Below are 24,144 nucleotides of genomic sequence, written 5' to 3' on the forward strand. Positions count from 1 at the left end.
ATTGCCCGCGCCACCATTCATGATGTCAGCGCCGTTCCACCCCCTCAGCGTATCGTTGCCGGCACCGCCGGTCAGCGTATTACTCTTGGTATCGCCGGTTAAATCATCGTTGAATTTGCTGCCTATCAGATTCTCGATATTGGTCAGTGTGTCCAATCCCGCACCCACGGTATTTTGTTGCGTGGTGATCAACAGTGACACGCTGACTCCGCTACCGGCCGACGCATAGGTGGCGGTATCATTGGGTGCTGGCGTACCAGTTAGTACATTGTTCCCAGCCGTACTCGCCACCAGCAAACCATCATTGACGAAAAATGCCGTGTTGCCACCACGTCCGCCAATGAAACCGTCCGTGTCGCCGTCATTATCAATATCTGCGAAACTTAAACTGGCTCTCGAAGCAACATTTGCCAATCCAAATGGTATGCTGCTTGGATCATCAAATACCGGATTGCTTGATGTTCCAATATTTCTATAAAACACTGTACTGCTTGAAAAATGACTGTCAGCCCCCTCAAAGGCATCCAGGTCGCCATCCTCATCGATATCCACAAACACCAGCTCCGAGTAGTACGAGCTTAACAAACCAAATGCTGTGGTTTCGGCAGTAAATACTGGATTACTGGCTGTTCCTGTATTTCTAAAAAATTGCACCGGGTTATGATAGGAACATATAAAAACATCCAGATCGCCATCGCCATCGATATCAGCAAATGCGGGTTTCGAATATGAACCCACATCAACCAGGCCGAACGGATTCGTGCTAGGCGCGGCAAATGCCGGACTTCTGGCGTTACCCGTGTTCCTGAAAAACAGTATATTGCCGTCATCATTACCGATCAGCGCATCCAGATCGCCATCATGATCAATATCCACAAAGCTCGGGCTCGATGAAAACCCTACATCGCTTAAACCAAATGGGTTGGTACTCGGGGCTGCGAACACTGGATTGGTAGCCGTTCCGGTGTTTCTAAAAAACAGAGTATTGCCACTGCCATTACCTATAAACGCATCCAGATCGCTATCGCCATCGATATCAATAAGATTAGGGCTGGCGTCATCGCCTACATTGCTCAAGCCAAAGGGATTGATAGAACTGAGGGTAAAATCGGGATCGGCCATGTGAATCTCCTGAAAATAGGTTATTGTTTATGCTTATTATTTAAGATCATGCTGATTTCGCAATGACAAAGGATCAATCGCTTTCTGCAAATGCTGATGGAGTTTTCGTTCGATTGATAAATGCCGGTAAGCGGGCAATACATAGGATGATAATAATTCCGCATGCTGATGTTCATCTTCCTGCCAAGCCTCTGCAATGACCAAGCCAATCAGTTCGCCATCCAACGATGCCGCAATGCCGGTTATTTCACCACGTGGCGGCTGGGATTGCCAGCGTTTTTGCAGACTCGGTTCAGTCATCGCTTCATAGGGAAGCAGATTTTCGGGAGTCAAATGATAAACCCGCTGGTATTTGACCGGAAGCTCTTCCGCATTTTCGATCTGCGAAGGCCGTGGCAAACCGGCGGTCTGGGTCGGCTGGCTCAATCCCGGTCGTTTCACGGTAGGTTTAGTGACGATCAAACCGCCGGAACCAGGAAAAGAAATCAACCGATCGATATCATCGGTCTGAAAACCCAATGCCCGCGGCTGGCGAATTCCCGGCAATACCAAGACGTCAAACAACTCCTCGACCACACCATCAATATGCAGCACATGCACGACCGTGCCCGTATTCAAATCTACAACCGCAAGTCCGCACTGGGCCGTCATTTGATCGGCTGCCAAGCGGGTTTCCAATGTCAAACCGGTAAATGCCTTGGAACGCAGTTTGGATAACCCGACCAGGGCAAAATTCTTCCAGAACGCTAACCCTCGCACAAAACCCGGGCAAAACGTGACCGGCTCGAATCGCTCACCATTCAGATAACCCAGCTCGCCAGTACCGGAATTGAGGACCCACAGCTTGTCCTGATACCAGCGCGGCGAATGAGGCATCGACAAACCGCGAGCGATGATTTCACTGCTCGGTATGTGCATCACTATGCCACCGTCGACCCTATGATTGCGCCATCCCGCAGCTTCATCAGTTTCACTGCAGGCAGTGACATATGTGGGTTTGCCATCTTGCATGGCCAGGCCATTCAAATGGCAACGGTCTTCCGCCGCTAATTTGGTAATGAAAGGTGGCTGCCATAACGGAACAAAGCTATATCCAGCCTGGAGCTTGGCCAGGCAGCTAAAATCGGTATTGATGAAGACGATTTCCTGCGCTGCAGTCACGACGACATCATGCACATTCAAATCACCGGTAGTGTGCGCCTGGCTCGGTACATACAGGCGGTCGCCATGCTGGTATTGTTCATTGCGACCCAAGCGATTTTCCAATTGCCAGATCTGATACCGCGTCGCCAAATAGAGGCTGTCGTCCTTGGCATACAACCCCATCGGCTTATCAAACAAACGCTCATTGACTGCTAAATGGCCATTTTCTTTGCGTCCGACCAGAAAAAGCCGGTTGGTTTGATAGGTAGTAAACGCTAGGCTGATTTGCTCCTCCTCCAGCCAGTGGTAAAGTCGTGCAGAACCATGCATGGTAACGGCAGGCGAAGTATATGGGGATGTTTGTTGGGTCATTGGGTTCGGTTGATTCAATCAAAAAGGCAGGCTACCAGAAATTACCTCCAGGCAACCTTGAAGTTGAATTAAATAAAGACGATATCGACATTAGTCGTGTTCAATCCAACATCCACGGTGGCAATCTGTGCGTCGCATTGGCGCTTTGCCACTCCTTCGATACCGATCAAGCTTAGCGCATCAATACACTTGTACAAGTGATAAAAGCCACACTCCCGGCAATATGGCCTAATCATCACCCCCGGACATCGGGAACCAACTCAGTTCCTCAATTAAATCACGACAATGTCTGCAGACGTCAATGCCAATCCCGTGCCGACCGCGGCAATCTGCGTGGCGCCACCCGCGCCGTTGCCATTGGCATCGTAGATCAGAGCCCCGGTTACGCTGTTGTAGATGACATGGTCGTTGGCATCGAGCGCTTGCGCCCCGATGCGGAATTGGCCAGCCGCCAACGTGCCCGGCGCAGCCAAAGCGGTGAAAACGCTGTTTTCCAGTTGGATCGTGTCATTGACGGCCTGGTAATCCGTGATTACATCCACCGGCCCCATGCTGGTAAACTTGAAGATATCGTTACCGGCTCCGCCCGTTAAACGGTTCGCGCCCAGTCCGCCATCCAGCATGTCATTGCCAGCACCGCCGTTCAATGGGTTGTCGGCGGAATTTCCGGTAATGATGTTCGCTAATCCGTTCCCGGTACCGTTGATCGCTGTTGTTCCCGTCAGCGTGAGGTTTTCGACATTTGCCGGCAAGGTATAAGTCAGCCGGCTGCTGACCGTATCGATGCCCTGGTTCGGGCTCTCAGTAACCACATCCCCCACATTCTCGACAAAATAGAGGTCATCCCTGAGCCCACCGATCATGGTATCGGCGCCCGACCAACCGGTCAGCGTGTCATTGCCGCCCCCGCCATTTAAAGTATCGTTACCGGCCTGACCATTTAACTGATTGTCGGCATTATTGCCCGTCAACACGTTAGCCAACTCATTGCCCGTGCCATTGATTGCGCTGCCGCCGGTCAAGATCAGCTTTTCGGCATTGACCGGAAGCGTGTATGTAATGGTGCTGCTGACGGTATCGATACCTTCATTCGGTTTCTCGATCACGGCATCGCGCGTGTTCTCGACATACATCGTGTCATCGCCCGTACCGCCGATCATCGTATCGGCGCCCGACCAGCCGCGCAGACTATCGTTGCCCGCCCTGCCATCCAGAATGTTATAGGTTGTATTGCCGGTCAGGTTATCCGCAAACGCGCTACCGATCAGGTTCTCAACCGCGGTGATGGTATCCAACCCCGCCCCGCCGGTATTCTGCTGGGTCGTGATATTCAGAGAAACGGTCACGGCTCCAGTGGACGACGCATAGGTGATGGTATTGTTGCCTGAAGAAGTGCCCGTCAGAACGGTATTGCCGGGCGTGCTGACCAGCATCACGGTAAAGTCCTTGGTACCGGTAAGCGCCGGCGCAATGTCATCGCCGACGCTGGCGTTGACCGAGAATTCGCCAACAAAATTGGTTGCCGGCGTAAATACCACCCCCGCCAATAACGCATTGACATTCGCAACCGCACCGCTGGCTTTCCATTCACCGGTTGCCGCGTTGTAACTCGAAGTCACGCCGCCGGATGTTGCCGTGTTCAGTTTGCCAGCCGCACTATTTGATAGTGTCAAACTTACGCTAATAATTGTACTATCAGGATCGGTGACGATAACATCTTTTAGATTCAGAGGGTTATTTTTGGTATACACTTCTGGGATAGTAAGGTTGACTACATTAGGAGCATGATTATTAATTAGAAATTCATCCCAAGCAAAGCTCGAGGCATACCAGTACATTCCCATCACGTAAACATCCAAATCCCCATCACCATCAATATCTACAAATGCTTGACCGGTCAAACTACTACGCCCGCCGGGTTCTGGGATATTTAACGGATTGGCTTCACTAGAAAACAAAGGAATATTCGATGTTCCTATGTTTCTAAAAAAAGAACCATTGAAACCTAAGGAATCTAAATCCCCATCATCATCAACATCTTTGAAATCAAAATCAGATCCATTCAAACCAAACGAATTGGCAACAGGCTCAGCAAAAATTGGAATGCTATTAGTTCCAATATTCTCAAAAAAATTGTTATTCACAAATATATCTTGATCATTATCAGCATCAATATCTGCAAATACGGGTTTGGCATTAAAGCCAGTACCGCTCAAACCAAATGGACTAAATATGGGAGCATTAAATAACGGAATAGCAGCAGTTCCACTATTCTCAAAAAATAAAATATTTCCAGTTTCATTTCCTATAAATGCATCCTTATCTCCATCATTGTCGATATCGACAAAAGTTGGCGCGGCAAAACTCCCTACATCGATCAGTCCGAATGGATTAGTCAGGGCATTGTCAAAAATTGGTTGAGTCGTTGTTCCAATATTTTCAAAAAATAATGTATCTCCGCCTGGATCTCCAGGATAGGAATAGCTTTGCCCAACAAAAACGTCTAAATCGCCATCACCATCTATATCAACAAAAGTAGGAATCGGATCATAACTAGTTGTAGGTAAGTGAAAACTAGCGAATGAAAAATTTTCGCTACTGCCTGTCCCTTCATTTTTGAAAAAAGAAGTGTTACCAAAATAAGTACCTTCAAAAATATCTAAATCGCCATCTCCGTCAATATCGGCAAATGTTAAGTTTGTATAGGTACTTTCAGCATTTATGTGGAAAGGATTCAAACCGTGGCGATAGAACACTGGATCTTGTTGCGTTCCGACATTACGAAAAAACCATGTTCCACCAGTACCGAAATAATGATACCAACTCACAAAGGCATCAAAATCACCATCTTCGTCAATATCGACAAAATTGATAGTTGTATATCTACTTATATAATTCAATCCAAATGGGTTAGTTTGAGGAGTAGAAAAAGTAGGGGTGGAAGCGGTTCCTATATTTCTGAGAAATTCCACAGAACCATCACCACTACCAATAAAAGCATCAAAATCACCATCGCCGTCTATATCAACTAGTGATGGCGTAGCATACGAACCAACGTCAACCAATCCAAACGGATTTGTTACAGGAGATGCAAAAAAAGGAGTATTGAAAGTCCCTATATTTCTAAAAAAAAGTGTATTCCCTTCGGTATTGCCAATAAAAGCATCCAGATCATTGTCGCCATCGACATCGACAAACGTGGGATTTGCGTTATCAGTTACATCAGTAATTCCAAATGGATTTGTAATAGGAGTATTAAAAAGAGAATCATTGATCGATCCTCCATTCTTGAAAAAGAGCGTATTACCATCGCCATTCCCAACAAAAGCATCTAAGTCTCTGTCTCCATCAATATCAACCAAGGTTGGAGCAGCAAAATTTCCTACATCACTTAATCCAAACGGGTTAACACCAACATAAGAAAAAACGGGATCAGATTGCGCCATGAAGTCATCTCCGATGAAAGTTATAACTGCTGAATTGATCAATAGCTAACTTGAAATTGGTACAAACAGAAACTTGTCACTCTGCTGAGGGGAAAATGGTCGGCAAGCAATCAACTCATTTCAACCCCAGACTTTCCAATGCCTTCTGATGATCCCATTTGCCATGAAATAACAATCCTTTTTTCTCAGGCGTGCGATCGCTGGTCCAGGTGATATAGTTGCCATCAGGGGTAAACACCGGCAAACCGTCGAATCCTTCTTTGTCGGTCACGCGGACAGGGGCTTTTTCGCCGTCGACGTCGACGATGTAGAGTTCAAAATTGCGGTGGCCATGCAGATTGGTGGCAAATATGATGTATTTGCCGGAGGGATGATAAAAAGGCGCCCACGACATTGCGTTGAGGCGCGTAATTTGTTTTTGGTCGGTGCCGTCGATGTTCATCGTGAAAATCTCGGCTTCCCGACCGCTTTCGGTAAACCGGCGCCAGACGATCCGCTTCCCATCCGGACTGAAGAACGGGCCGCCATCGTAGGTGTTGGTGTCGGTCAGACGTTTCACGTTCGAGCCATCGGCATCCATGATGTAAATATCGATCATGGACGACGGATTGGTTTTGAATAGTGCAGCTTCCTCATCGGTCAACTTATTGGCATAGGCTCTGCGGTTGGAAGCGAATGCGATCAATTTCCCGTCCGGCGACCACGATGCTTCGGCGTCGTAGCCCAGGGTCTTGGTCAGATTGCGGATGTTGTTGCCGGAAAAATCGGTTTCATAGATATCGTAGAATTCATCATAATCCCACGCATATGACTGCCGTTCGCCGGATTTCCTGCGTTCGATCTCGGCGAGCATTTTGGCTTTTGCACCCGCATCTTCATGCGTAGACGAAAACAGCACTTTTTCTTGCGAAGGATGAACCCAAGCGCAGGTCGTTTTGCCCTGTCCGGGCGAGACTTGCTGCACCGCCCCGCTGTCGATATTTTTCAGGAAAATCTGGTAGAACGGGTTGTCGTCGGCCACTTCAGCCTGATAGATCATCCATTTCATGTCCTGGCGATAGTAGGCTTCCCCGGCCCTTTTTTCCTTGACGGAAAGTTGCTGTTCGGCGGTGATGAAATCTGTTGCATGCGCTGGCACACCATTGAATGCAGCTAACGAAACGAAGCTGCTGACTGCTAACGAGGCGCTGCTCAGAAAAGGGGTTGGAAGAAAATTTCTCATTGCGGTAAATGTCCGGGTTAAAAGAAACCATTAGAACATAGCCGCAAAAAGAAAGTAAACACGCAATGTTATAGAATGCAGGCTGTGAAAATCGACCCTGTCGACTGCCATCATTCCATCAAAAATTACTCGATGAGAACTTGAATAATGCCCAAATCATTAAAATTTTTTGCCGCCTGCATCCTCGTCCTGAACGGTTTGCTCTTCAGCCTCAGCGTCTTGGCTGGCGAACAGACCATACACCACCGCATGGAAATCATCCTGACTCCTGCAACCTCGGAACTTCAGGTAACGGATCACATCCGCGTTCCCGAGCATGTCCGAAACCAGAATGGCGCAACCACGCTCGAATTCAGCCTGCATGGCGATTTGACGATCACGGACAGTCAGGGCGTCCGCATCCTCGCGCGAGAAAATGATCGATCGTCGAATGCCGGCCCTGTTCCGCTCAAGTACTACACACTCACGCTGGCGCCGCAGCAGACCGAATTCACCGTGCATTACCGGGGAAAAATCAATCATGCCTTGAAAAATCCCGGCGAAGACTATGCGCGCAGTTTCAGTTATACCCCTGGCGTCATTTCCAGCGAAGGCGTATTTCTGGCCAATTCCAGTCATTGGTATCCGCAATTTGCGGATGCGCTGGTGTCCTTCCATATGGCTATCGAAGTACCACCGGATTGGGATGTCGTCAGCCAAGGTGTGCTGGTAAACGAGCACAAAACCGCAGAAAATCACATCGTGATCTGGGAAGAACAGCAACCGCAGGATGATATTTATCTCGTTGCTGGCCGCTATCATCGCTACACGCAATCCGCAGGCGCGGTCAATGCCCTGGTTTACCTGCGCAGTCCCGATGATGCGCTGGCTCAGAAATATCTCGACACCACCGCGCAATACATCGGAATGTACAACAAGCTGCTGGGCCCCTACCCGTACACCAAGTTTGCGCTGGTCGAGAATTTCTGGGAAACCGGCTACGGCATGCCCTCATTCACGCTGCTGGGCCCCAAAGTCATCCGCTTTCCATTCATTTTGCATTCGTCCTATCCGCATGAAATCCTGCACAATTACTGGGGCAACGGTGTTTTCGTCGATTATGCCAAAGGCAACTGGGCAGAAGGATTGACGGCCTATCTCGCCGACCATCTCGTCAATGAACAGCGCGGTAAGGGTGAGGAATATCGACGCGACGTATTGCAGAAATATGCCGACTTTGTCAGCAAGGAAAAGGATTTTCCGCTGATTCAATTCGTATCACGGCATAGCGCCAGTTCGGAGGCCATCGGCTACGGCAAGACCATGATGTTCTTCCACATGCTGCGCCAGGAACTGGGCGACGAGACATTCGTACGCGCGTTACGGCAATTGTACAAGCAGTTCAAGTTCAAACAGGCGACGTTCGACAATGTGCAAACCACGTTCAGCACGGTAGCCGGGAAGGATTTCAGTCGGCATTTCGACCAATGGGTACGCCGTGCCGGTGCGCCGAATCTGGTATTGCGCCAAGCAGACCTCGAACCGACTCCGCAAGGTTTCAAGCTCAAAGCGCAGATCGAACAAACCCAGCCCGGCGAACCGTATGATCTGATCGTGCCGGTGTTTGTATCCTTGCAGGATGAGGAATCGGCGAGCCGAGCGGATGTCAGCATCACCCAGAAAATGCAGACCGTTGAAATGAACTTCCCTGCCCGTCCGGTGCGCATCGATATCGATCCGCAATTCGATCTGTTCAGGCGCCTCGATGACCGGGAAATTCCATCGGCGTTGTCCCAGGGCTTCGGCGCCGAAAAACCGTTGCTGGTGCTGCCTGCAAAAGCCGACTCATCGTTATTGCAAGCCTACCGCGCGCTCGCCGCGCAATGGCAAAAAACCCAATCCATGGTGTTGGAAGTCATCGCAGATGATCAATTGGAAACGCTGCCGGCGGATCGAACCGTATGGTTGATGGGCTGGCAGAATAAATTCGGCCCTGAATTTCTGAAGGCGGCTGGCAGGCAGAATCTCGCTTACCGCGACCATTCATTGCAATTGGAACAGCACCAGTATGCGCAAGCAGAACATGCCGTCGTGCTGACGGCGCGGCAACCCGCGCGCAGCGATAAGACATTGTTGTGGGTCGCATCCGACAATGCCAAGGCCATTGCCGAGCTCACCCATAAATTGCCGCACTACCGCAAATACAGCTATCTGGTGTTCAAGCATGGCGATGAGCTGACCAATATCAACAAAGGCCAGTGGCCAGTCAGCGAGTCGCCGCTGACCCGGATCATCGATCCCGACGGCAATGCCGCAATTCCGCTTCCTGCGCTCAATATCAAGCCACGCCGAGCGTTGGCGGAACTGCCGCCAATATTCTCGGAAAGCCGCATGATGGCCGATATCACCCATCTGGCCAGCGCAGCGTTCAAGGGGCGCGAATTGGGCACGCCGGAGCTGGATACCGCGGCTGATTATATCGCCGCGCAATTTCAGCAGATCGGCCTGCAGCCTGGTGGCGACGGCGGTAGCTATATTCAAGCCTGGCAACAGGATGTCGGAGCTCCGAAAGGCAAGATTGCGTTGCGCAATGTCATTGGCATTCTGCCCGGAATCAATCCGCAACTATCGGGCCAGAGCCTGATCATCGGCGCTCATTACGATCATCTCGGCCTGGGCTGGCCGGATGTGCGTTCGGCGCATCAGGGGAAAATTCATTTTGGCGCAGACGATAATGCCAGCGGCATCGCCGTGATGCTGGAGCTGGCGCGGCAGATTGTGCCGAAATGGCAACCGGAGCGCAGCATCATTTTTGTCGCATTCACTGGTGAGGAAGCCGAACTGCTCGGTTCCAGGCATTACCTCAAGGTAGCCAGCACGTATCCGCGCGACAAGATCGCCGCGATGCTGAATCTGGATACGGTCGGACGGCTTGCCACTCATCCGGTCACCGTATTCGGCGCTGGCAGCGCGCGCGAATTGGTGCATGTCTTGCGCGGCGCGGGGTTTGTGACCGGCATCGCCGTCAATGCCGTACAAGATGATTTCGGCTCCAGCGACCAAGCCGCATTCATCGAAGCCGGCATCCCGGCCGTACAATTTTTTGCCAGCGCCCATGAAGATTTTCATGCGCCGGGAGATACCGTCGATAAAATCGACTCCGCCGGATTGGTCAAAATCGCCGCCATTCTGAAGGAAACCGCCGAATATCTGGCAAATCGCATCGAACCGCTGACGGTTGCGTTGCCGGCGAATACCGCTCAACCGGCACCACCCGCAGCCAAACAAAAACGCACCGCCAGTCTGGGCACCGTTCCAGATTTTTCCTATCAGGGTAAAGGAGTTCGCGTGGACAATGTCATTGCTGATTCCCCGGCGCAACAGGCAGGATTACAGACGGGAGACATCTTGACGCGGCTAGCCGGCCAGCCGATCAGCGATCTTGCGTCGTATGCGAGCATTTTACGCACGCTGAAAGCCGGCGAAAAAGTGGAATTACAGTTTCAGAGAGACAACGAAATAAAAACGGTTGATGTTACGTTGACTGAACGCTGATGTTTGCATCCAGAGGCAGGGCAGCCGAAGAATCTCAACCATGCTGCCCTGATTGAATTCATGCGTCCGGCCAGTATCGAAGACCACCGACCACAAGAACAGCAATGCCAAAGGCCGTGCTTGTTGAAATCAACCGCGGCTTGCGGCAAAAAGCACTAACTATGAAATTCTACGGCGACGCGACAGCGCAGCCATCAATCCAAGACCTGCAAGCAACATCATGTAAATCTCGGGTTCAGGTATGGCTTGCGCAACATGGATACTAATTGCCCCGCTATTATTCACCCATTCAGTGCCATCCATTGTGCCCAGGAAAAGACGGGTAGCAGCGTCAGGAATAAGAAATTGCTGGATGACATTCCCCGATGTCATGCCATCTCCAATGAAGAACACCTGCTGGATCTGAGGTGACAGCGTAGTAAAATTGAGTCCGAAGGTTTGAAAATCCAATCCTGCGGGCGCAGGCGACAAATTGGGAACGCTATCGGTTAAAAATACGCCAATTAATGAATTGATCGGTGCGCGGATATCGGATATGCCATTTTGGGCGCCTGCTTCATGATCCCAAAATAGCGTGCCATTATATACGTTGCCGTCTATGGAACTGCAATTGGTATCTACGCATGCAGGGGTATTGCTCACGCCTCCGATAGCTCCTGAGAATGTAAGGATTCCACCGGTTGAAAGACTCAATCCTTTGACCTCTATGGGGGATTGATCAGGAGCTTGGTCAGGCGGCGCTGTCGATCCGTCCGGCATCCCCGCGAGGTAAGGGTTGGCATTACCAGGAACAGAAACAGACACTGCTTGCGCAAAGCCGCAAAAACTCATCAACAGGATAATGAACGAATGGTTTCTTAAAGAAGTGATTATTCTCATTTTCATCTTTCTATCTCCAATTAAAGTTTATTGTTGGGTTCGTAAAGAATCTGCTAAGAAATGAGGATCAACTACCAAAAATGCCCGCATCCCTCCAAGACAAGGATAGGCAATGGGTTTTTGGTTTTGCGTTATGGGACGTTTAACTGAATGGAGTAAAACCCACTTCAACCGGAGGCATGTATAAAGGCGGGTCTATATGTTTCGTTCTGAAACAACACTCGCCTTCACGTATAGAAGTATTTCCCCTGTAGAAGCGCTGCATGGCCTTACCTATTTCATTTTTACAGCACTTCTCCACGCAATGCTAACAGGCGAAGATCAATCCTACAATAGCAGCGCGCAATAAATAACACCAAGTCTGAGTTGATTCACATCCCGACCAATCAATCATAGCTGTGAAAAACGCGTCCACACGTATCTGTCGGCAATATGTGATCAAGATAGCTGGCATGTGCTTTTCCTGACATTTGCAGTCCGGCTCCCATCAATACCAAGAATAACAAATGAATGAATCTGATTTTGCGCATGATTGACTCCATTCGATCCGGAAATATTCGAAAACTTTGCTTGATTCGGACATTCGTCGAATGACGGTTCGCGTTGCGTGTCAATCAATACGAAAATTGCCGATGTGTGCCGATGGTTCATTGAGTCTGAATGCACCAGCACTTGCCATTGTAAGCGTGGCGGCACGGCAGCCATGTAAGGAATTGAGTACTGTTTGGGCGGCTAACCAGGGATTTGAATCCACAACGCCACATCTAGAACTACTGCGCCTTAGGCGCAGCTACATCAGTGCTGTCTGATTTTGATATTGATTTCGGGCGTGGGATACGGCGCAGTAGAAGACAATCGGTTGAATCCAAGCACAGTCACCCGATGGGTTGCGTTGAAACTGGGAGCGCCATCCTGGTCACGCAATATCGAGGAGACTTTGTATTCCATGCTTTGCGAAACGGGGTCAAAACGAACATCATGAACCCAGATTCCAGCCCGCTGTACGCGTTGTTGCCCGCATTCATAGGACAGATCCCAACCGGTCAGCAGCGGTACAGCATAATTGTAAGGTAATTCGTCGATACGAAATGTCTGGGTACGCACCGCGCCATCAGAATTTTTGCGGCAATTTCCAGCATTGGCGGAACGGGGATTCAATACCAGAAAGTCGGGGCGCACTTTGATGCTGCTGCCGCGAATCACTGCCGCCCGCGTTTTGACCCCATGCGTCCGCGTGCCGTTGTCCTTGAATATGGTTTGTGTAGCCCAATGCGGGCTGCCATCCTGGCTCGGCGATACGCCGGTCTGGGAAAGACTGTAAGCCATCTGCAACAGAGGATAATCGACCCGATCGCCCCACTTGCACGGCGATAAACGGAATTCGCACTCGAAGGCATCGTCGTAACGGAACTCGAAGCCGCGCGGAATGATCGCAATCGCATCATGGCGCTTGAGCGTGCCTTTATTGCCGGTATTCTCCAGCGTCGTCACCGCGCCCTGATTCTTTTTCTGCTGCACGGCAGCTTCAATCCCGTTGTAATCACTTTCCATCGCCGCATCGAACCATATCGACGAATACCCGAATGCAGTATAAAAGACGCAAAATTCAAACGGTTCTTTGCCATTCTGGTCGTCCAACTTTCCTTGTATTTCGAACATCAGCATCGCTGATCCGGCATTTTTTACCAGTTTGCTGTGCGTGATATCGGCCCGCATTGAGTTGACTTCGCGTTCCTGGTGCAGGTAGCGCAAATCCCATCCATTCAGTACGATGGAGCCATTATCCACATAATGCGGCATTTCAATCCAGGCAACGACGGTAGCCGCTTCGGCCCCGCTGTCGCGCTGCACACATTTGGTTCCTTCCATCAGAATGAATCTGCCGTTGTCTTCAAATGACGTTCTGGCGGTGGTTTTCAACGAGAGCTGTTCAAATGGCGTGGCAGCTTTTGCCCGATCCGATGCATCCGGTGATTTCTTCTGCTGGGCCTTGGATGCGCAAGCCGAAAGCACCGCCAAGATGCCGAGTAACACTAGCCACCAGAGCGCGCGTCGAATCATACATGTTCTCCATTGAAAATCTGATGCGAAAAAAGCAGTGTTGCACATTCCCATCCGTAACGATCATATCATGCAGTCACGTTCGGCTAACCTTTGACCCGACTGATTTTGGCAATTTCCTTAATGTGCCTCAAGCTACGTAGAATTTGGGCCAGATGCTGACGGTTATTGACTTGCAGGATGAAACGCATTTGCGTGTAATCCCCATCGCCTTCCATCGCGATATCGTCGATATTGGACTCGGCTCTGGCTATTTCTGCTGCAATACGGGCCAATACACCTTGCTTGTTGATCGCAGTAACCTTGATGCATGCTTCGAAAGTTCTGCTGATGTCTTTACCCCAGGCAACGTCGAGATAATTCTCGGCGTTCTTGTGATTGCTGGAAATGACCGAGCAATCATGGGCATGAATCACTAGACCATAATCTTTCTTGATCAATCCTACAATGGCGTCGCCGGGAATCGGACGACAGCATTTTGCAAATTGCACGGTCAATCCTTCGGTGCCTAATATCGTAATGGGACCTGCTGCCTGTTCGTTGGAAACGGATTCCAGTGGCGCTGTCAGGCGCTTAGCCACCACGGCGGGAAGCTGCTTGCCAAGCGCCATCTCGGCCATTAATTCGTCTTTCGATTTGACGCCGCTGTCACGCACCAGTTTATCCCATTGCGCTTCGGTAACCAGATCCGGATTGATATTAAAAAATAGCAGCGCCTGATTTAACATGCGCTCGCCCAATTTCACCGATTCATCATATTGAATATTCTTCAGGAAATAACGGATATGCGAGCGCGCCCGGCCGGTTGCGACGTAGCTCAGCCAAGCCGGATTCGGATTGGCATATGGTGCTGTGACGATTTCAACGCGATCGCCACTTTTCAGTTGCGTGCGCAAGGGCGCATTCTCACCATTGATTTTCACGGCAACACAGCAATTACCAACATCGGAATGCACGGCATAGGCAAAATCAACGGCGGTAGAACCTCTAGGAAGCGTGAGAATTTTTCCTTGCGGCGTGAATACATACACGTCGCCGGGGAAAAGATCGATTTTCAGATGTTCCAGAAACTCCAGTGAATCGGTTGAACCACTGAGTGTTTCCAGTAAGCTTTGCAACCATTGGCTGGTCTTCAAATGCAGGTCATTGAAATCGCCATCGGTGGCTTTATAGAGCCAGTGCGAAGCTACGCCATTTTCCGCAATCCGATGCATCTCGGCGGTGCGAATCTGGATCTCGATCGGAAGACCAAACGGCCCCAGCAGAGTGCTATGCAAGGATTGATAGCCATTGCTTTTGGGAATCGCAATATAGTCCTTGAACTTGCCGGGAATCGGTTTGTAGAGACTGTGCAACATGCCCAAGGCCACATAACACGCCGGAATATCCTTGACGATGACGCGAAATCCATAAATATCCAACACCTCGGAAAACGACAGATGCTTGTCCACCATTTTGGAATAAATGCTGTATAGGTGTTTTTCACGGCCGGAAACTTCAGCTTCGACGCCTGATTCTTTCAGTTTATGGTTGATTGCTTCAAGGATCTTTCCGACCACTTCGCGACGGTTTCCACGCGCGGCTCTGGTCGCTTTAACCAGTACCTTGTAGCGAGTCGGATAGGAATAGCGAAAACCTAATTCCTGTAATTCCTGATAGATATTGTTCAAGCCCAGGCGATGCGCAATCGGCGCATAGATCTCCAGCGTCTCGCGGGCGATACTGCGTTGCTTGGCTGGATGCATCGCCTCGAGGGTGCGCATGTTGTGCAATCGATCGGCCAGCTTGATCAGAATGACGCGCACGTCCCGCGCCATGGCCAGCAACATTTTGCGGAAATTCTCGGCTTGCGCTTCTTCCTGGGTCTGAAACTCGATTTTGGTGAGTTTCGAAACGCCGTCAACCAGTTCCGCAACGGATTCGCCAAACCGTTCGCTGATCTCGGCCTTGGAAATGTCCGTATCTTCTACGACATCATGCAGCAACGCAGCCGTCAATGTCGGCACATCCAGATGCAATTTGCTCAAAATTCCGGCTACTGCCAGAGGGTGCGAAATATAAGGCTCGCCCGATTTGCGGAATTGCCCCGAATGTGCGCCCTGGCCGAATAGATAGGCATTCTTGAGCTGAGTAACGTCCTCCGGCTTCAGATAATGGGATGTTTCAGAAAATAGAAGTTCTGCTTCAGGCATGGATGAATGGTGATTTTTTTAAAACACGTTATATTCGATGGACAGCAGAGATTGTAAATGATGCGCCGACATTCACAATCTCTGCCATTCTCTACAAAATAGAACGATTATATGCTGGGACTCAGTTGGAATGAAAGCTGCCCATGCCAGAAGGCCTATGAAAGAAAACTCGGACTGTGAAACTTTCCAGCAGCGGTCGTGCGATGTACTGCACAGTATCACCCCATCTTCTGGCAAATTAATCAGTAAAAAGGCAAAGGAATTTTTGAAAAAACAGAGACGTTAATCCGGCAAAACGAGAAGGTGAAACAGCACGATCTATGAACGATCAAGGAGCGTTGTGAAGTAACTTCAACGCCGCAAGATCAATCAAATCATTTTCCCAGAGCTTCCTCGGCATGAAAGCGTGCCTGGGTTTACAGACTTCTTGGATTGAGAATATCCATCCCTACTTTACCTTGCGCCACTTCGCGCAGCGCAATGACGGTCGGTTTGTCACGCGCGGCTTCTACGAGCGGAGCCGAGCCGATGGCTAATTGTCTCGCCCGTGCTGTTGCTGCGAGCGTCATATCGAATCGGTTGGGAATTCTTTTTAAACAATCTTCGACGGTGATTCTTGCCATGGTAGTTACCTCAAAAGTTAAAAATTGTAAATGTGGAGTTCATGAATCCGGGATTATAAGCGAATGTCATGTTCTGGAAAATCGGGAAAAGGCACTGCAAAAGCTGCAACTCCAACGCAATCCGACCGGGTGCACAGTATTTCAGCGCTTGTTAGGATAGCTGATCCATCAACGACCGGTGTTTCAGTAGCTGCCGATCCCTTCTCAAGCGTTCAGCTCTGATGATGCACAGTAAATCGCCGAGCGCTTTATCGAGATCATTATTAACAATGACATAGTCAAATTCATGGATATGACTCACCTCTTCACGCGCAGCCGCGAGTCTTTTCTGAATGACATCCGGATTATCCTGACCACGGGTTTTTAACCGCATCTCAAGCGCATCAATCGATGGCGGAAGTACGAAAATTGCCACAGCGCATGGAAAAATCCGCTGAACCTGGTGGGCTCCCTGACAATCGATCTCAAGCAGAATATCCTGTCCTGCCGCTACCGCTTCGTTGATCCATTTTTGCGAAGTGCCATACAAGTTGCCGTATACCTCGGCACTTTCGAGAAATTCTCCATTACCGAGCATGGTCTGGAAGATGTCCATACTCACGAAATGATAGTCCCGGCCATTCACTTCTTCCGAGCGCGGCAACCGTGTGGTATGCGAAATCGATAAGCTGAGGCTGAGACCCGATTGCAGCAGCGCTCTCACCAAACTGGTTTTACCGGCGCCAGAAGGCGCACTGATGATAAATAATGACCCGGTAGTTTCTGTCATGTCATTTTCCGGTAGCGGTCTTGAGTGAAAATAATTCGAAATTCAGAGCGTATGCGTCGAAACTCCTCGCATGAACCGGCTTATTTTTCACTGCGCACTTTGGTAATCAGCGCATCCAATGTTCTGATCGTATCCTGCGGTGTGCCGCCCATTCTTCCGCTGGTCAGATATTTGCCGTTCACAACCAATGCTGGGACGCCGCTCAGTTGATATTGCCGCGTCAGTTGAGTCGACCTTGATACCTGATTCTGAACGGAGAATGAATTATACGTGGCCTCGAATTTCTTTTTATCGATGCCTTGTTTTTCAATCCAATCGAACAATACGGTTTCGTTATTCAAATCAATTTTGTCCCGATGAATGGCATCATAGACCTTATCGTGCAGATCGTTCGTGATTCCCATCGCTTCGATCGCATAAAATATTTTGGCAGCAGTAACCCAGTTAGGCCGCAATATTGCCGGAACGTAGCGGAAGCTGACATCGCTGGGCACATTGGCCAGCCAGGATTTCAAGTGAGGATGGAGGCTATAGCAATGGGGGCAACCGTACCAGAAAAATTCCAGCACTTCGATTTTGCCGCTATCCTGCGTCGGTTGGGGATTCTTCAGAATGGTGTAGTCTTTACCGTCGACAACCTCGGCATGCACTCCCGACATTGCGATCCAACTCAAACATACTATCAAAAAGAAAACTGCTAGAGACTTGCGTTGACTCATTTTAGCTCCTTTAAAAATCATCTGATGGATTATTGGATTTCTTGATAAATCAAAATTCTGCACATCTTGAGTCTAACAAACCCCTGACTCGCTAGGGCGTTCTGACGAACTGAGCAGCAATACCATTTTCTCGCAGCGAAGCGCTTGCTTCGTCGAGTTCCTCCTTTTTATTGAATGGACCAATCCGCACCCGGTACCACACGCCTTTATCCGCCAAATTGATCGGCTGTATCGAGGCATACATCCCCAGCAGCGCCAGTCGCGCTTTGAGGTTTTCCGCATCATCATTGTTCTTGAAGGAGCCAGCCTGCAGAAAATATTTTTCAGCAGGTTTCGTATGCTTGGTCTGCGGCGGTAACGAAGTTTGGGCCGTGTCGGGCGCCATACTGCGCGGTTGGATTGAAGCAAATTGCTGTTTCTGATCGACGGCATTGACTGTTGGTTGATTTACGACAGCAGGTGGCGAGGTATCTACCGGTTTATGGCTAATTTCCGGAACCTTGGCAGTGGCGGAGGATGGCACAGTGGGACGTTGTTCGGGCCGCTTGTTACTAGGATCGATTTCTGGTTCATCGATACCTGGGAGGATTTTATAAAAATCGAACCGTGGTTTTTCTTCAACGACGCTGACGAGTTCTTCCTGGGCAGGCTTTACTGGTGTTTTGGACTGTTCGGCGACCGGACGGATTTCGTTCTTATCGGTGGGTTGAGTGGCTTTGTCAGTAGTCAAGAAAGGACTGGGTGCATAGCTGATATATAACCAAATCCCGATGGCGCTCATCAAACCCAGCGCATAGCCGACAAATCCACCGAAGAATGCTGAACCGCCTTTTCCATTCGCTGATTTCGAAGAATTTGGAGATTTATAATCGCGACTCATGAATGTCCTTATGCACTAATTGGGTTACATTTTATCAGGCGCACTCACGCCCAATAACCTCAGTCCGTTGCTCAATATCTGCTGTATCGAGGCAATGAGCGCCAACCGAGCATGTTGCACTGAAATCTCAGGCACCAGAAAGCGTGTAGAATTATAATAACTATGAAATTCACTGGCCAGTTCTCTGAGATAAAAAGCGATCAAATGAGGCGATAATTCTTTCGCGGCAATTTCAGTCACATCCGGATAATCGATGATTTTTTGCAGTAATCCCAATTCTGCTGGATTGATCAGCGCTGCGGCATCCACCTCAGCTAGATCGGCTCGATCGCCGTCCCATTGTGCCAGCACGCTGCACACGCGGGCATGCGCATATTGAACGTAGTACACGGGATTCTCGTTCGTCTGAGACGTGGCCAGATCCAGATCAAAATCCAGATGCTGATCGCTTTTGCGCATCACGTAAAAAAAGCGGGCCGCATCCTTGCCGACTTCCTGGCGCAATTCGCGCAAAGTCACAAACTCACCCGCGCGCGTCGACATCGACGCTTTTTTACCATTCCGGTACAGCACCGCAAACTGTACCAGAGCAATCTCCAGTTTGGCCGGATCCACTCCCAGCGCCTGCAACGCGCCTTTTACGCGCGGAATGTAGCCATGATGGTCTGCGCCCCAAATATTGATGACCTGGTCAAAACCGCGCTCGAATTTGTTCAGGTGATACGCAATGTCGGAAGCAAAATAGGTAAACTGACCATTTTCCCGTTGCACGACGCGATCCTTTTCATCGCCGAACCGGGTCGAGCGAAACCAGGTTGCGCCATCCTGCTGATAGAGAAAATGCCTTTTATCCAGCAACTCGATCGTATGCGCCACCAATCCATTGTCGAATAATGATTGCTCCGAGAACCAGGTATCGAATTCCACGCCGAACTCCATCAGATCATTGCGGCAATCCCCCAATTGTTCCGTCAACACGAAATTATGGATATAGGCATAATCCTCTCCGAGGATTTTTTTGGCGTTGGCAATCAATTGATCCAGGCGCTCATCGGTATCCATCTCTGCGCCCTGTGCGGCAATGGGCATATCCTGCAGCAAGGATTCTGGTTGATGCACATAACGCTGTCCATGCGCCTGATAAATTAGTTCGGCCATGGCTTTGACATAATCCCCTTGATAAGCATTGGACGGGAAAGGAATCTGGATGTTATCGAGCTCGAGATAGCGCAGCCATGTGGAAAGCGTCAGGATATCCATCTGCCGACCGGCATCATTGACGTAAAATTCCCGCGAAACGGCGTATCCTGCGGCCGACAGTATATTGGACAGACTAGCGCCGATCGCCGCTCCACGTCCATGCCCCACATGCAAGGGACCGGTTGGATTGGCTGAGACGAACTCCACCTGAACTTTTTTTCCATTTCCGAGTGTACTATGACCAAACATTTCTCTGCTTTGCAGCACATACTTCAAATACTGCTGCTTGGCAGTATTCTTGAGAAATACATTGATAAACCCTGCGCCGGCCACTTCAATCTTTTCGATATACGGCGAATCAGGCAGATGAGCAATCAATGATTGCGCGATTTCGCGTGGATTGTTGTGCAACGATTTGGTCAATTGCATCGCCAAATTACACGAGTAATCTCCATGACTGGCCTGCTTGGTACGCGCAAGTTCAACGCGCAGCGTTGGCTCCACTGCGGTGATTGCGCTGGCTGCCTGATGGAAAAGCTCCGCAAAATGCGTTTTAAAGTGGGGAGGGATCGATAAGTCCATAATTTAAAATAATGATAAGATTTTCATAACTGCGCGCTGGTAACGATTCCGCTGGCGATAGTTCTGAAGTCAGGAAAACGCTGAAAAACTACCGCGTCCGCTCATGCTGACGATGCATTTCAAACAGGCATATCCCGACGGTCACCGATATATTCAAGCTCTCGACACTACCCGCCATCGGAATACGCACCAACTGGTCACATACTTCCCGCGTCAGCCGCCGTATGCCCTTTTCTTCCGAACCGAACACCCAGGCGACTGGCATATTGATCTGGAAATGGGTCAGATCATTATCTGCATTCCCAGCAGTGCCAATAACCCAGATTCCCCGCTCTTTCAATTGCCGCAAGGTACGGGCCAGATTTGTGACGGCGATATAAGGAACGGTATCCGCCGCTCCACTGGAAACCTTGTAGACCGTTGACGTCAACCCAACCGCCCGGTCTTTGGGCGCAATCACCGCATGCACGCCAAAGGCATCGGCCACACGCAAGCACGCACCCAGGTTATGAGGATCCTGAATGCCGTCCAGCACCAGCAAACGAGCCGGTTCCGTCAAGGTATCGAGCACATCGTCGATGTCGATATGAGTACGCGAAATATCGATATTAGCGACCACGCCCTGATGGCGATCGGTCCCGGTCATACTGGTCAATGTCGAACCTTCACAGGATGTCAGGCGAATTTTCCGGTTTTCCGCTAAATTCATCAGTCCCCGCGCACGTTGATCTGCCCGCGCAGCATCAATAAAGATTTCCTGAATACTGTCAGGATTCTGCCGCAACCGGCTCGTCACGGCATGAAAGCCGAAGATCAGGCGTGTGCTCGAGGCCATTCTTCTTCAAACACTGCAAATTCTTGCTCGGCAATAAGTACCATAGCGGATACAGGCATAATCACATAGAAAAAATAATCTCGGACGTTCTCGACGTTATTTGTCACGCCATTTTTCTTAAATCCGTTATTGTAAAACAAATTGGCTGCTAAGAAAGCTCAGATAGAATTACTGTGCTCGACCCGTACCGCGTAGAAATCAAGCACAAGGCAGCTTATTTAGGGGATGTTGACTGATTTTTATCCGCCTTCGTTTTGTCTGATGATCGCTTGCTGCGTTTGCTTGCTACCGTTTTCAGAGCATCATTTTGCTGAGCGCGATTCTGACGATGGGATAATCTCTCTGCTCGGACAGAACGGACTCCTTTTAGGGAAGGTTCAGCCAATACGAAATCGATTTTGCTGGTTTCCAAATCGACACGTACCAATTTGACGCGTAATCGATCCCCCAGGCGATACTGCATGCCACTGCGTTCACCGAGCAAGCAATGTTTGGTGGCGTCAAAATGAAAATAATCGCTCGGCAATTCGGAAATATGCACTAAACCCTCCACATACACATTGTCCAATGCCACAAACAACCCAAACCCGGTCACTGCGCTGATGACGCCATCAAAACTCTCACCGATTTTATCCTGCATATAGAAGCACTTTAACCACGATTCGACTTCACGTGTCGCTTCATCGGCACGCCGTTCCGTCATGGAACAATGCTTACCGAGTTCCTGCCAATCGCCCGGTTGATAACTTCCGCCGTTGAGCACCGCCTTAATGGCGCGGTGCACCAGCAGATCAGGGTAACGACGTATGGGTGAAGTAAAATGCGTATAGGATTCGTACGCCAAACCGAAATGGCCGGTGATAACCGGACTGTAGATGGCCTGTTGCAACGATCTGAGCATGACGGTCTGCAATAATTGCGCATCGGGTCTGCCATAAATCTTCAGCAGGGTCTGAGCATAATCCTTGGCGCTGGGTTTTTCTTTGCCGCCCAGTTGAATACCGAATTCCTTCAGAAAATTCCGTAATGCAATGATTTTCTCAGGAGAGGGGTCTTCGTGAATGCGATAAAGCGTCATTTGACCGTGCTTCTGCAAGAAATCAGCCGCGCATACGTTGGCCGCCAGCATGCATTCTTCGATCAAGCGATGCGCATCATTACGCTGCACCGGTTCAATCCGATCAATCTTGCCCTGTTCATTGAAAAACATCTGGGTTTCAATCGTTTCAAAATCGATGGCACCTCTTTTTTTGCGCGTTTTCAGCAATGACTTGAACAGTTTATTGAGGATCAGCACGTGCGGCAATAATGCTGAATATCGTTTGGCTTCAGGTCCTTTTGGTTTGGCCAGCATTGCAGCAACTTCGGTATAAGTCAAACGCGCATGCGAGCACATCACCGCAGGATAGAATGCGTATTCGACGATCTCACCGTTTTTCTGAAACTCGATCTCGCATATCATGCAAAGCCGCTTTTGCTCCGGATTCAAGGAGCACAGCTCATTGGATAATGCTTCCGGCAACATCGGTATCACCCGACGCGGGAAATACACGGAATTACCACGGTTCAACGCTTCTTGATCAATAGGATCATGCGGTTTGATGTAATGGCTGACATCCGCAATCGCCACGTATAAACGAAATCCCTTATCCTCCTGCTGGCAATATACGGCATCGTCAAAATCACGAGCAGTTTCGCCATCGATGGTCACCAGCGGCAAATGACATACATCCTCGCGGCCTTTCAATTCTCTTTTTAAAACATTCTTGGGAAATTTAGCGGCTATTTTTTGGATCTCCGGTGAAAATACATGCGGAAGATCATGCTTCCTCAATGCGATTTCGATTTCCATGCCAGGCGCTGTGTAGTCTCCCAAAATCTCGATGATCTTGCCGATGGGCTGCGCATACTTGGTCGGCTGCTGGATGATCTCCACCATGACTATCTGCCCGGCTTTCGCTTTGAGGGAATGTTCGCGCGCAATCAAAATATCCTGGCTGATGCGTTTATTCTCGGCAACCACCAGCAAAATGCCATGATCGATATGCAACCGACCCACCAATCGGGTATTGGCGGATTCCAGCACCTCCACGATAGTTGCTTCCTTGCGACCGCGACGATCCAATCCAATCTCGCGCACCAGTACCTTATCACCGTGCAAGGCTTTCTGCATTTCTTTGGCGCTCAAATACAAATCATCGCTGCCATCATCCGGAATCAAAAACCCAAACCCATCGGGATGGCCTTGAACGATGCCTTTGATCAAATCCAGCTTTTCCATCACGCAAATGTCGCCTTTGCGGTTGCGAAAAATCTGCCCTTCCCGAATCATAGCCGCCAATCGTCGATTGAACAGATCGTGTTCGTTCTTGGTAATACTCAGCATTTTATGCAGGCTATGCTCTGCAATCGGAATTCCCTCTTGCTGTAATAATTGCAAAATAAATTCACGACTTGGCAAAGCATGTTTGTAGCGCTCTTTCTCGCGCTTAAGAAACGGATCTAAATTTCTCAGCTTTTGATTCTTCTTCATTGACAAAACATCGGTTTCCTATAGAATTACGC

17 protein-coding genes are annotated in these 24,144 nt (G+C 49.6%); 1 reads left to right on the forward strand and 16 read right to left on the reverse strand.

Annotation, left to right across the window (positions count from 1 at the left end; translation table 11 throughout):
- From ABF87_RS08290 to ABF87_RS08305, 5 genes are all read right to left on the reverse strand, one after another.
- On the reverse strand, positions 1–1,122 hold a 1,122-nt coding region (locus ABF87_RS08290), incomplete at its 3' end, for a VCBS repeat-containing protein (RefSeq protein WP_193568003.1).
- 36 nt (positions 1,123–1,158) lie between these two features.
- Positions 1,159–2,637, reverse strand: a complete 1,479-nt coding sequence (locus ABF87_RS08295) for a TIGR03032 family protein (protein WP_160828663.1) — start codon at positions 2,635–2,637, stop codon at positions 1,159–1,161.
- 68 nt (positions 2,638–2,705) lie between these two features.
- Positions 2,706–2,834: a hypothetical protein gene (locus ABF87_RS15280; protein WP_275689458.1), complete on the reverse strand. Its 129-nt coding sequence runs from the start codon at positions 2,832–2,834 to the stop codon at positions 2,706–2,708.
- A gap of 75 nt (positions 2,835–2,909) precedes the next feature.
- The gene (locus tag ABF87_RS08300; protein ID WP_160828664.1) at positions 2,910–6,083 is read right to left on the reverse strand and encodes an FG-GAP-like repeat-containing protein; all 3,174 of its coding nucleotides are present in this window, start codon (positions 6,081–6,083) and stop codon (positions 2,910–2,912) included.
- Positions 6,084–6,198: 115 nt separating this feature from the next.
- Positions 6,199–7,305 carry a PD40 domain-containing protein gene (locus ABF87_RS08305; RefSeq protein WP_160828665.1) on the reverse strand — a complete coding sequence of 369 codons (1,107 nt, stop codon included), beginning with the start codon at positions 7,303–7,305 and terminating at the stop codon, positions 6,199–6,201.
- Between the two features lie 147 nt (positions 7,306–7,452).
- On the opposite strand from ABF87_RS08305, the gene ABF87_RS08310 reads away from it, so the two are divergent.
- Positions 7,453–10,839, forward strand: coding sequence for a M20/M25/M40 family metallo-hydrolase (locus tag ABF87_RS08310; protein ID WP_160828666.1), 3,387 nt, complete (start codon positions 7,453–7,455; stop codon positions 10,837–10,839).
- A 159-nt stretch (positions 10,840–10,998) separates the two neighbouring features.
- Here the strand turns inward: ABF87_RS08310 and ABF87_RS08315 are convergent, their stop codons facing one another.
- The 11 genes from ABF87_RS08315 to rnr all read right to left on the reverse strand — a co-directional run bounded on the left by ABF87_RS08315 (position 10,999) and on the right by rnr (position 24,112).
- Complete coding sequence (locus ABF87_RS08315) at positions 10,999–11,724, reverse strand: PEP-CTERM sorting domain-containing protein (RefSeq protein ID WP_205012677.1); 726 nt, start codon at positions 11,722–11,724, stop codon at positions 10,999–11,001.
- 380 nt (positions 11,725–12,104) lie between these two features.
- Positions 12,105–12,248, reverse strand: a complete 144-nt coding sequence (locus ABF87_RS08320; RefSeq protein WP_160828667.1) for a hypothetical protein — start codon at positions 12,246–12,248, stop codon at positions 12,105–12,107.
- Between the two features lie 265 nt (positions 12,249–12,513).
- Positions 12,514–13,779 carry a hypothetical protein gene (locus tag ABF87_RS08325; RefSeq protein ID WP_160828668.1) on the reverse strand — a complete coding sequence of 422 codons (1,266 nt, stop codon included), beginning with the start codon at positions 13,777–13,779 and terminating at the stop codon, positions 12,514–12,516.
- Positions 13,780–13,865: 86 nt separating this feature from the next.
- On the reverse strand, positions 13,866–15,971 hold the full coding sequence (locus tag ABF87_RS08330) for a bifunctional (p)ppGpp synthetase/guanosine-3',5'-bis(diphosphate) 3'-pyrophosphohydrolase (RefSeq protein WP_160828669.1): 2,106 nt from the start codon (positions 15,969–15,971) through the stop codon (positions 13,866–13,868).
- Positions 15,972–16,387: 416 nt separating this feature from the next.
- Positions 16,388–16,594 (reverse strand): DNA-directed RNA polymerase subunit omega, encoded by a 207-nt coding sequence (gene rpoZ, locus ABF87_RS08335; RefSeq protein ID WP_160828670.1) that lies wholly within the window; start codon positions 16,592–16,594, stop codon positions 16,388–16,390.
- Positions 16,595–16,745: 151 nt separating this feature from the next.
- Entirely contained in the window at positions 16,746–17,363 is a 618-nt protein-coding gene (gene gmk, locus ABF87_RS08340) for a guanylate kinase (protein ID WP_160828671.1), read from the reverse strand.
- Positions 17,364–17,443: 80 nt separating this feature from the next.
- Entirely contained in the window at positions 17,444–18,082 is a 639-nt protein-coding gene (locus ABF87_RS08345) for a thiol:disulfide interchange protein DsbA/DsbL (protein WP_160828672.1), read from the reverse strand.
- A 91-nt stretch (positions 18,083–18,173) separates the two neighbouring features.
- The gene (locus ABF87_RS08350; protein WP_160828673.1) at positions 18,174–18,962 is read right to left on the reverse strand and encodes an SPOR domain-containing protein; all 789 of its coding nucleotides are present in this window, start codon (positions 18,960–18,962) and stop codon (positions 18,174–18,176) included.
- A 24-nt stretch (positions 18,963–18,986) separates the two neighbouring features.
- Complete coding sequence (argS, locus tag ABF87_RS08355; RefSeq protein WP_160828674.1) at positions 18,987–20,744, reverse strand: arginine--tRNA ligase; 1,758 nt, start codon at positions 20,742–20,744, stop codon at positions 18,987–18,989.
- 88 nt (positions 20,745–20,832) lie between these two features.
- Positions 20,833–21,579: a 23S rRNA (guanosine(2251)-2'-O)-methyltransferase RlmB gene (gene rlmB / locus ABF87_RS08360; protein WP_160828675.1), complete on the reverse strand. Its 747-nt coding sequence runs from the start codon at positions 21,577–21,579 to the stop codon at positions 20,833–20,835.
- A gap of 214 nt (positions 21,580–21,793) precedes the next feature.
- Positions 21,794–24,112 carry a ribonuclease R gene (gene rnr, locus ABF87_RS08365; protein WP_164503194.1) on the reverse strand — a complete coding sequence of 773 codons (2,319 nt, stop codon included), beginning with the start codon at positions 24,110–24,112 and terminating at the stop codon, positions 21,794–21,796.
- Between the last annotated feature and the right edge of the window lie 32 nt (positions 24,113–24,144).

It is taken from the genome of Nitrosomonas sp. JL21, from assembly GCF_009833095.1.
In the GTDB taxonomy this organism is placed as follows: Bacteria; Pseudomonadota; Gammaproteobacteria; order Burkholderiales; family Nitrosomonadaceae; genus Nitrosomonas.

Coding starts and splice junctions, on each gene's coding strand:
- ABF87_RS08310 (WP_160828666.1), top strand. CDS start 7,453: ATGCCCAAATCATTAAAATTTTTTGCCGCCTGCATCCTCGTCCTGAAC.
- ABF87_RS08300 (WP_160828664.1), bottom strand. CDS start 6,083: ATGGCGCAATCTGATCCCGTTTTTTCTTATGTTGGTGTTAACCCGTTT.
- ABF87_RS08295 (WP_160828663.1), bottom strand. CDS start 2,637: ATGACCCAACAAACATCCCCATATACTTCGCCTGCCGTTACCATGCAT.
- rlmB (WP_160828675.1), bottom strand. CDS start 21,579: ATGGCCTCGAGCACACGCCTGATCTTCGGCTTTCATGCCGTGACGAGC.
- ABF87_RS08315 (WP_205012677.1), bottom strand. CDS start 11,724: ATGAAAATGAGAATAATCACTTCTTTAAGAAACCATTCGTTCATTATC.
- ABF87_RS08325 (WP_160828668.1), bottom strand. CDS start 13,779: ATGATTCGACGCGCGCTCTGGTGGCTAGTGTTACTCGGCATCTTGGCG.
- argS (WP_160828674.1), bottom strand. CDS start 20,744: ATGGACTTATCGATCCCTCCCCACTTTAAAACGCATTTTGCGGAGCTT.
- ABF87_RS08350 (WP_160828673.1), bottom strand. CDS start 18,962: ATGAGTCGCGATTATAAATCTCCAAATTCTTCGAAATCAGCGAATGGA.
- gmk (WP_160828671.1), bottom strand. CDS start 17,363: ATGACAGAAACTACCGGGTCATTATTTATCATCAGTGCGCCTTCTGGC.
- ABF87_RS08345 (WP_160828672.1), bottom strand. CDS start 18,082: ATGAGTCAACGCAAGTCTCTAGCAGTTTTCTTTTTGATAGTATGTTTG.
- rpoZ (WP_160828670.1), bottom strand. CDS start 16,594: ATGGCAAGAATCACCGTCGAAGATTGTTTAAAAAGAATTCCCAACCGA.
- ABF87_RS08305 (WP_160828665.1), bottom strand. CDS start 7,305: ATGAGAAATTTTCTTCCAACCCCTTTTCTGAGCAGCGCCTCGTTAGCA.
- ABF87_RS08330 (WP_160828669.1), bottom strand. CDS start 15,971: ATGCCTGAAGCAGAACTTCTATTTTCTGAAACATCCCATTATCTGAAG.
- ABF87_RS08320 (WP_160828667.1), bottom strand. CDS start 12,248: ATGCGCAAAATCAGATTCATTCATTTGTTATTCTTGGTATTGATGGGA.
- rnr (WP_164503194.1), bottom strand. CDS start 24,112: ATGAAGAAGAATCAAAAGCTGAGAAATTTAGATCCGTTTCTTAAGCGC.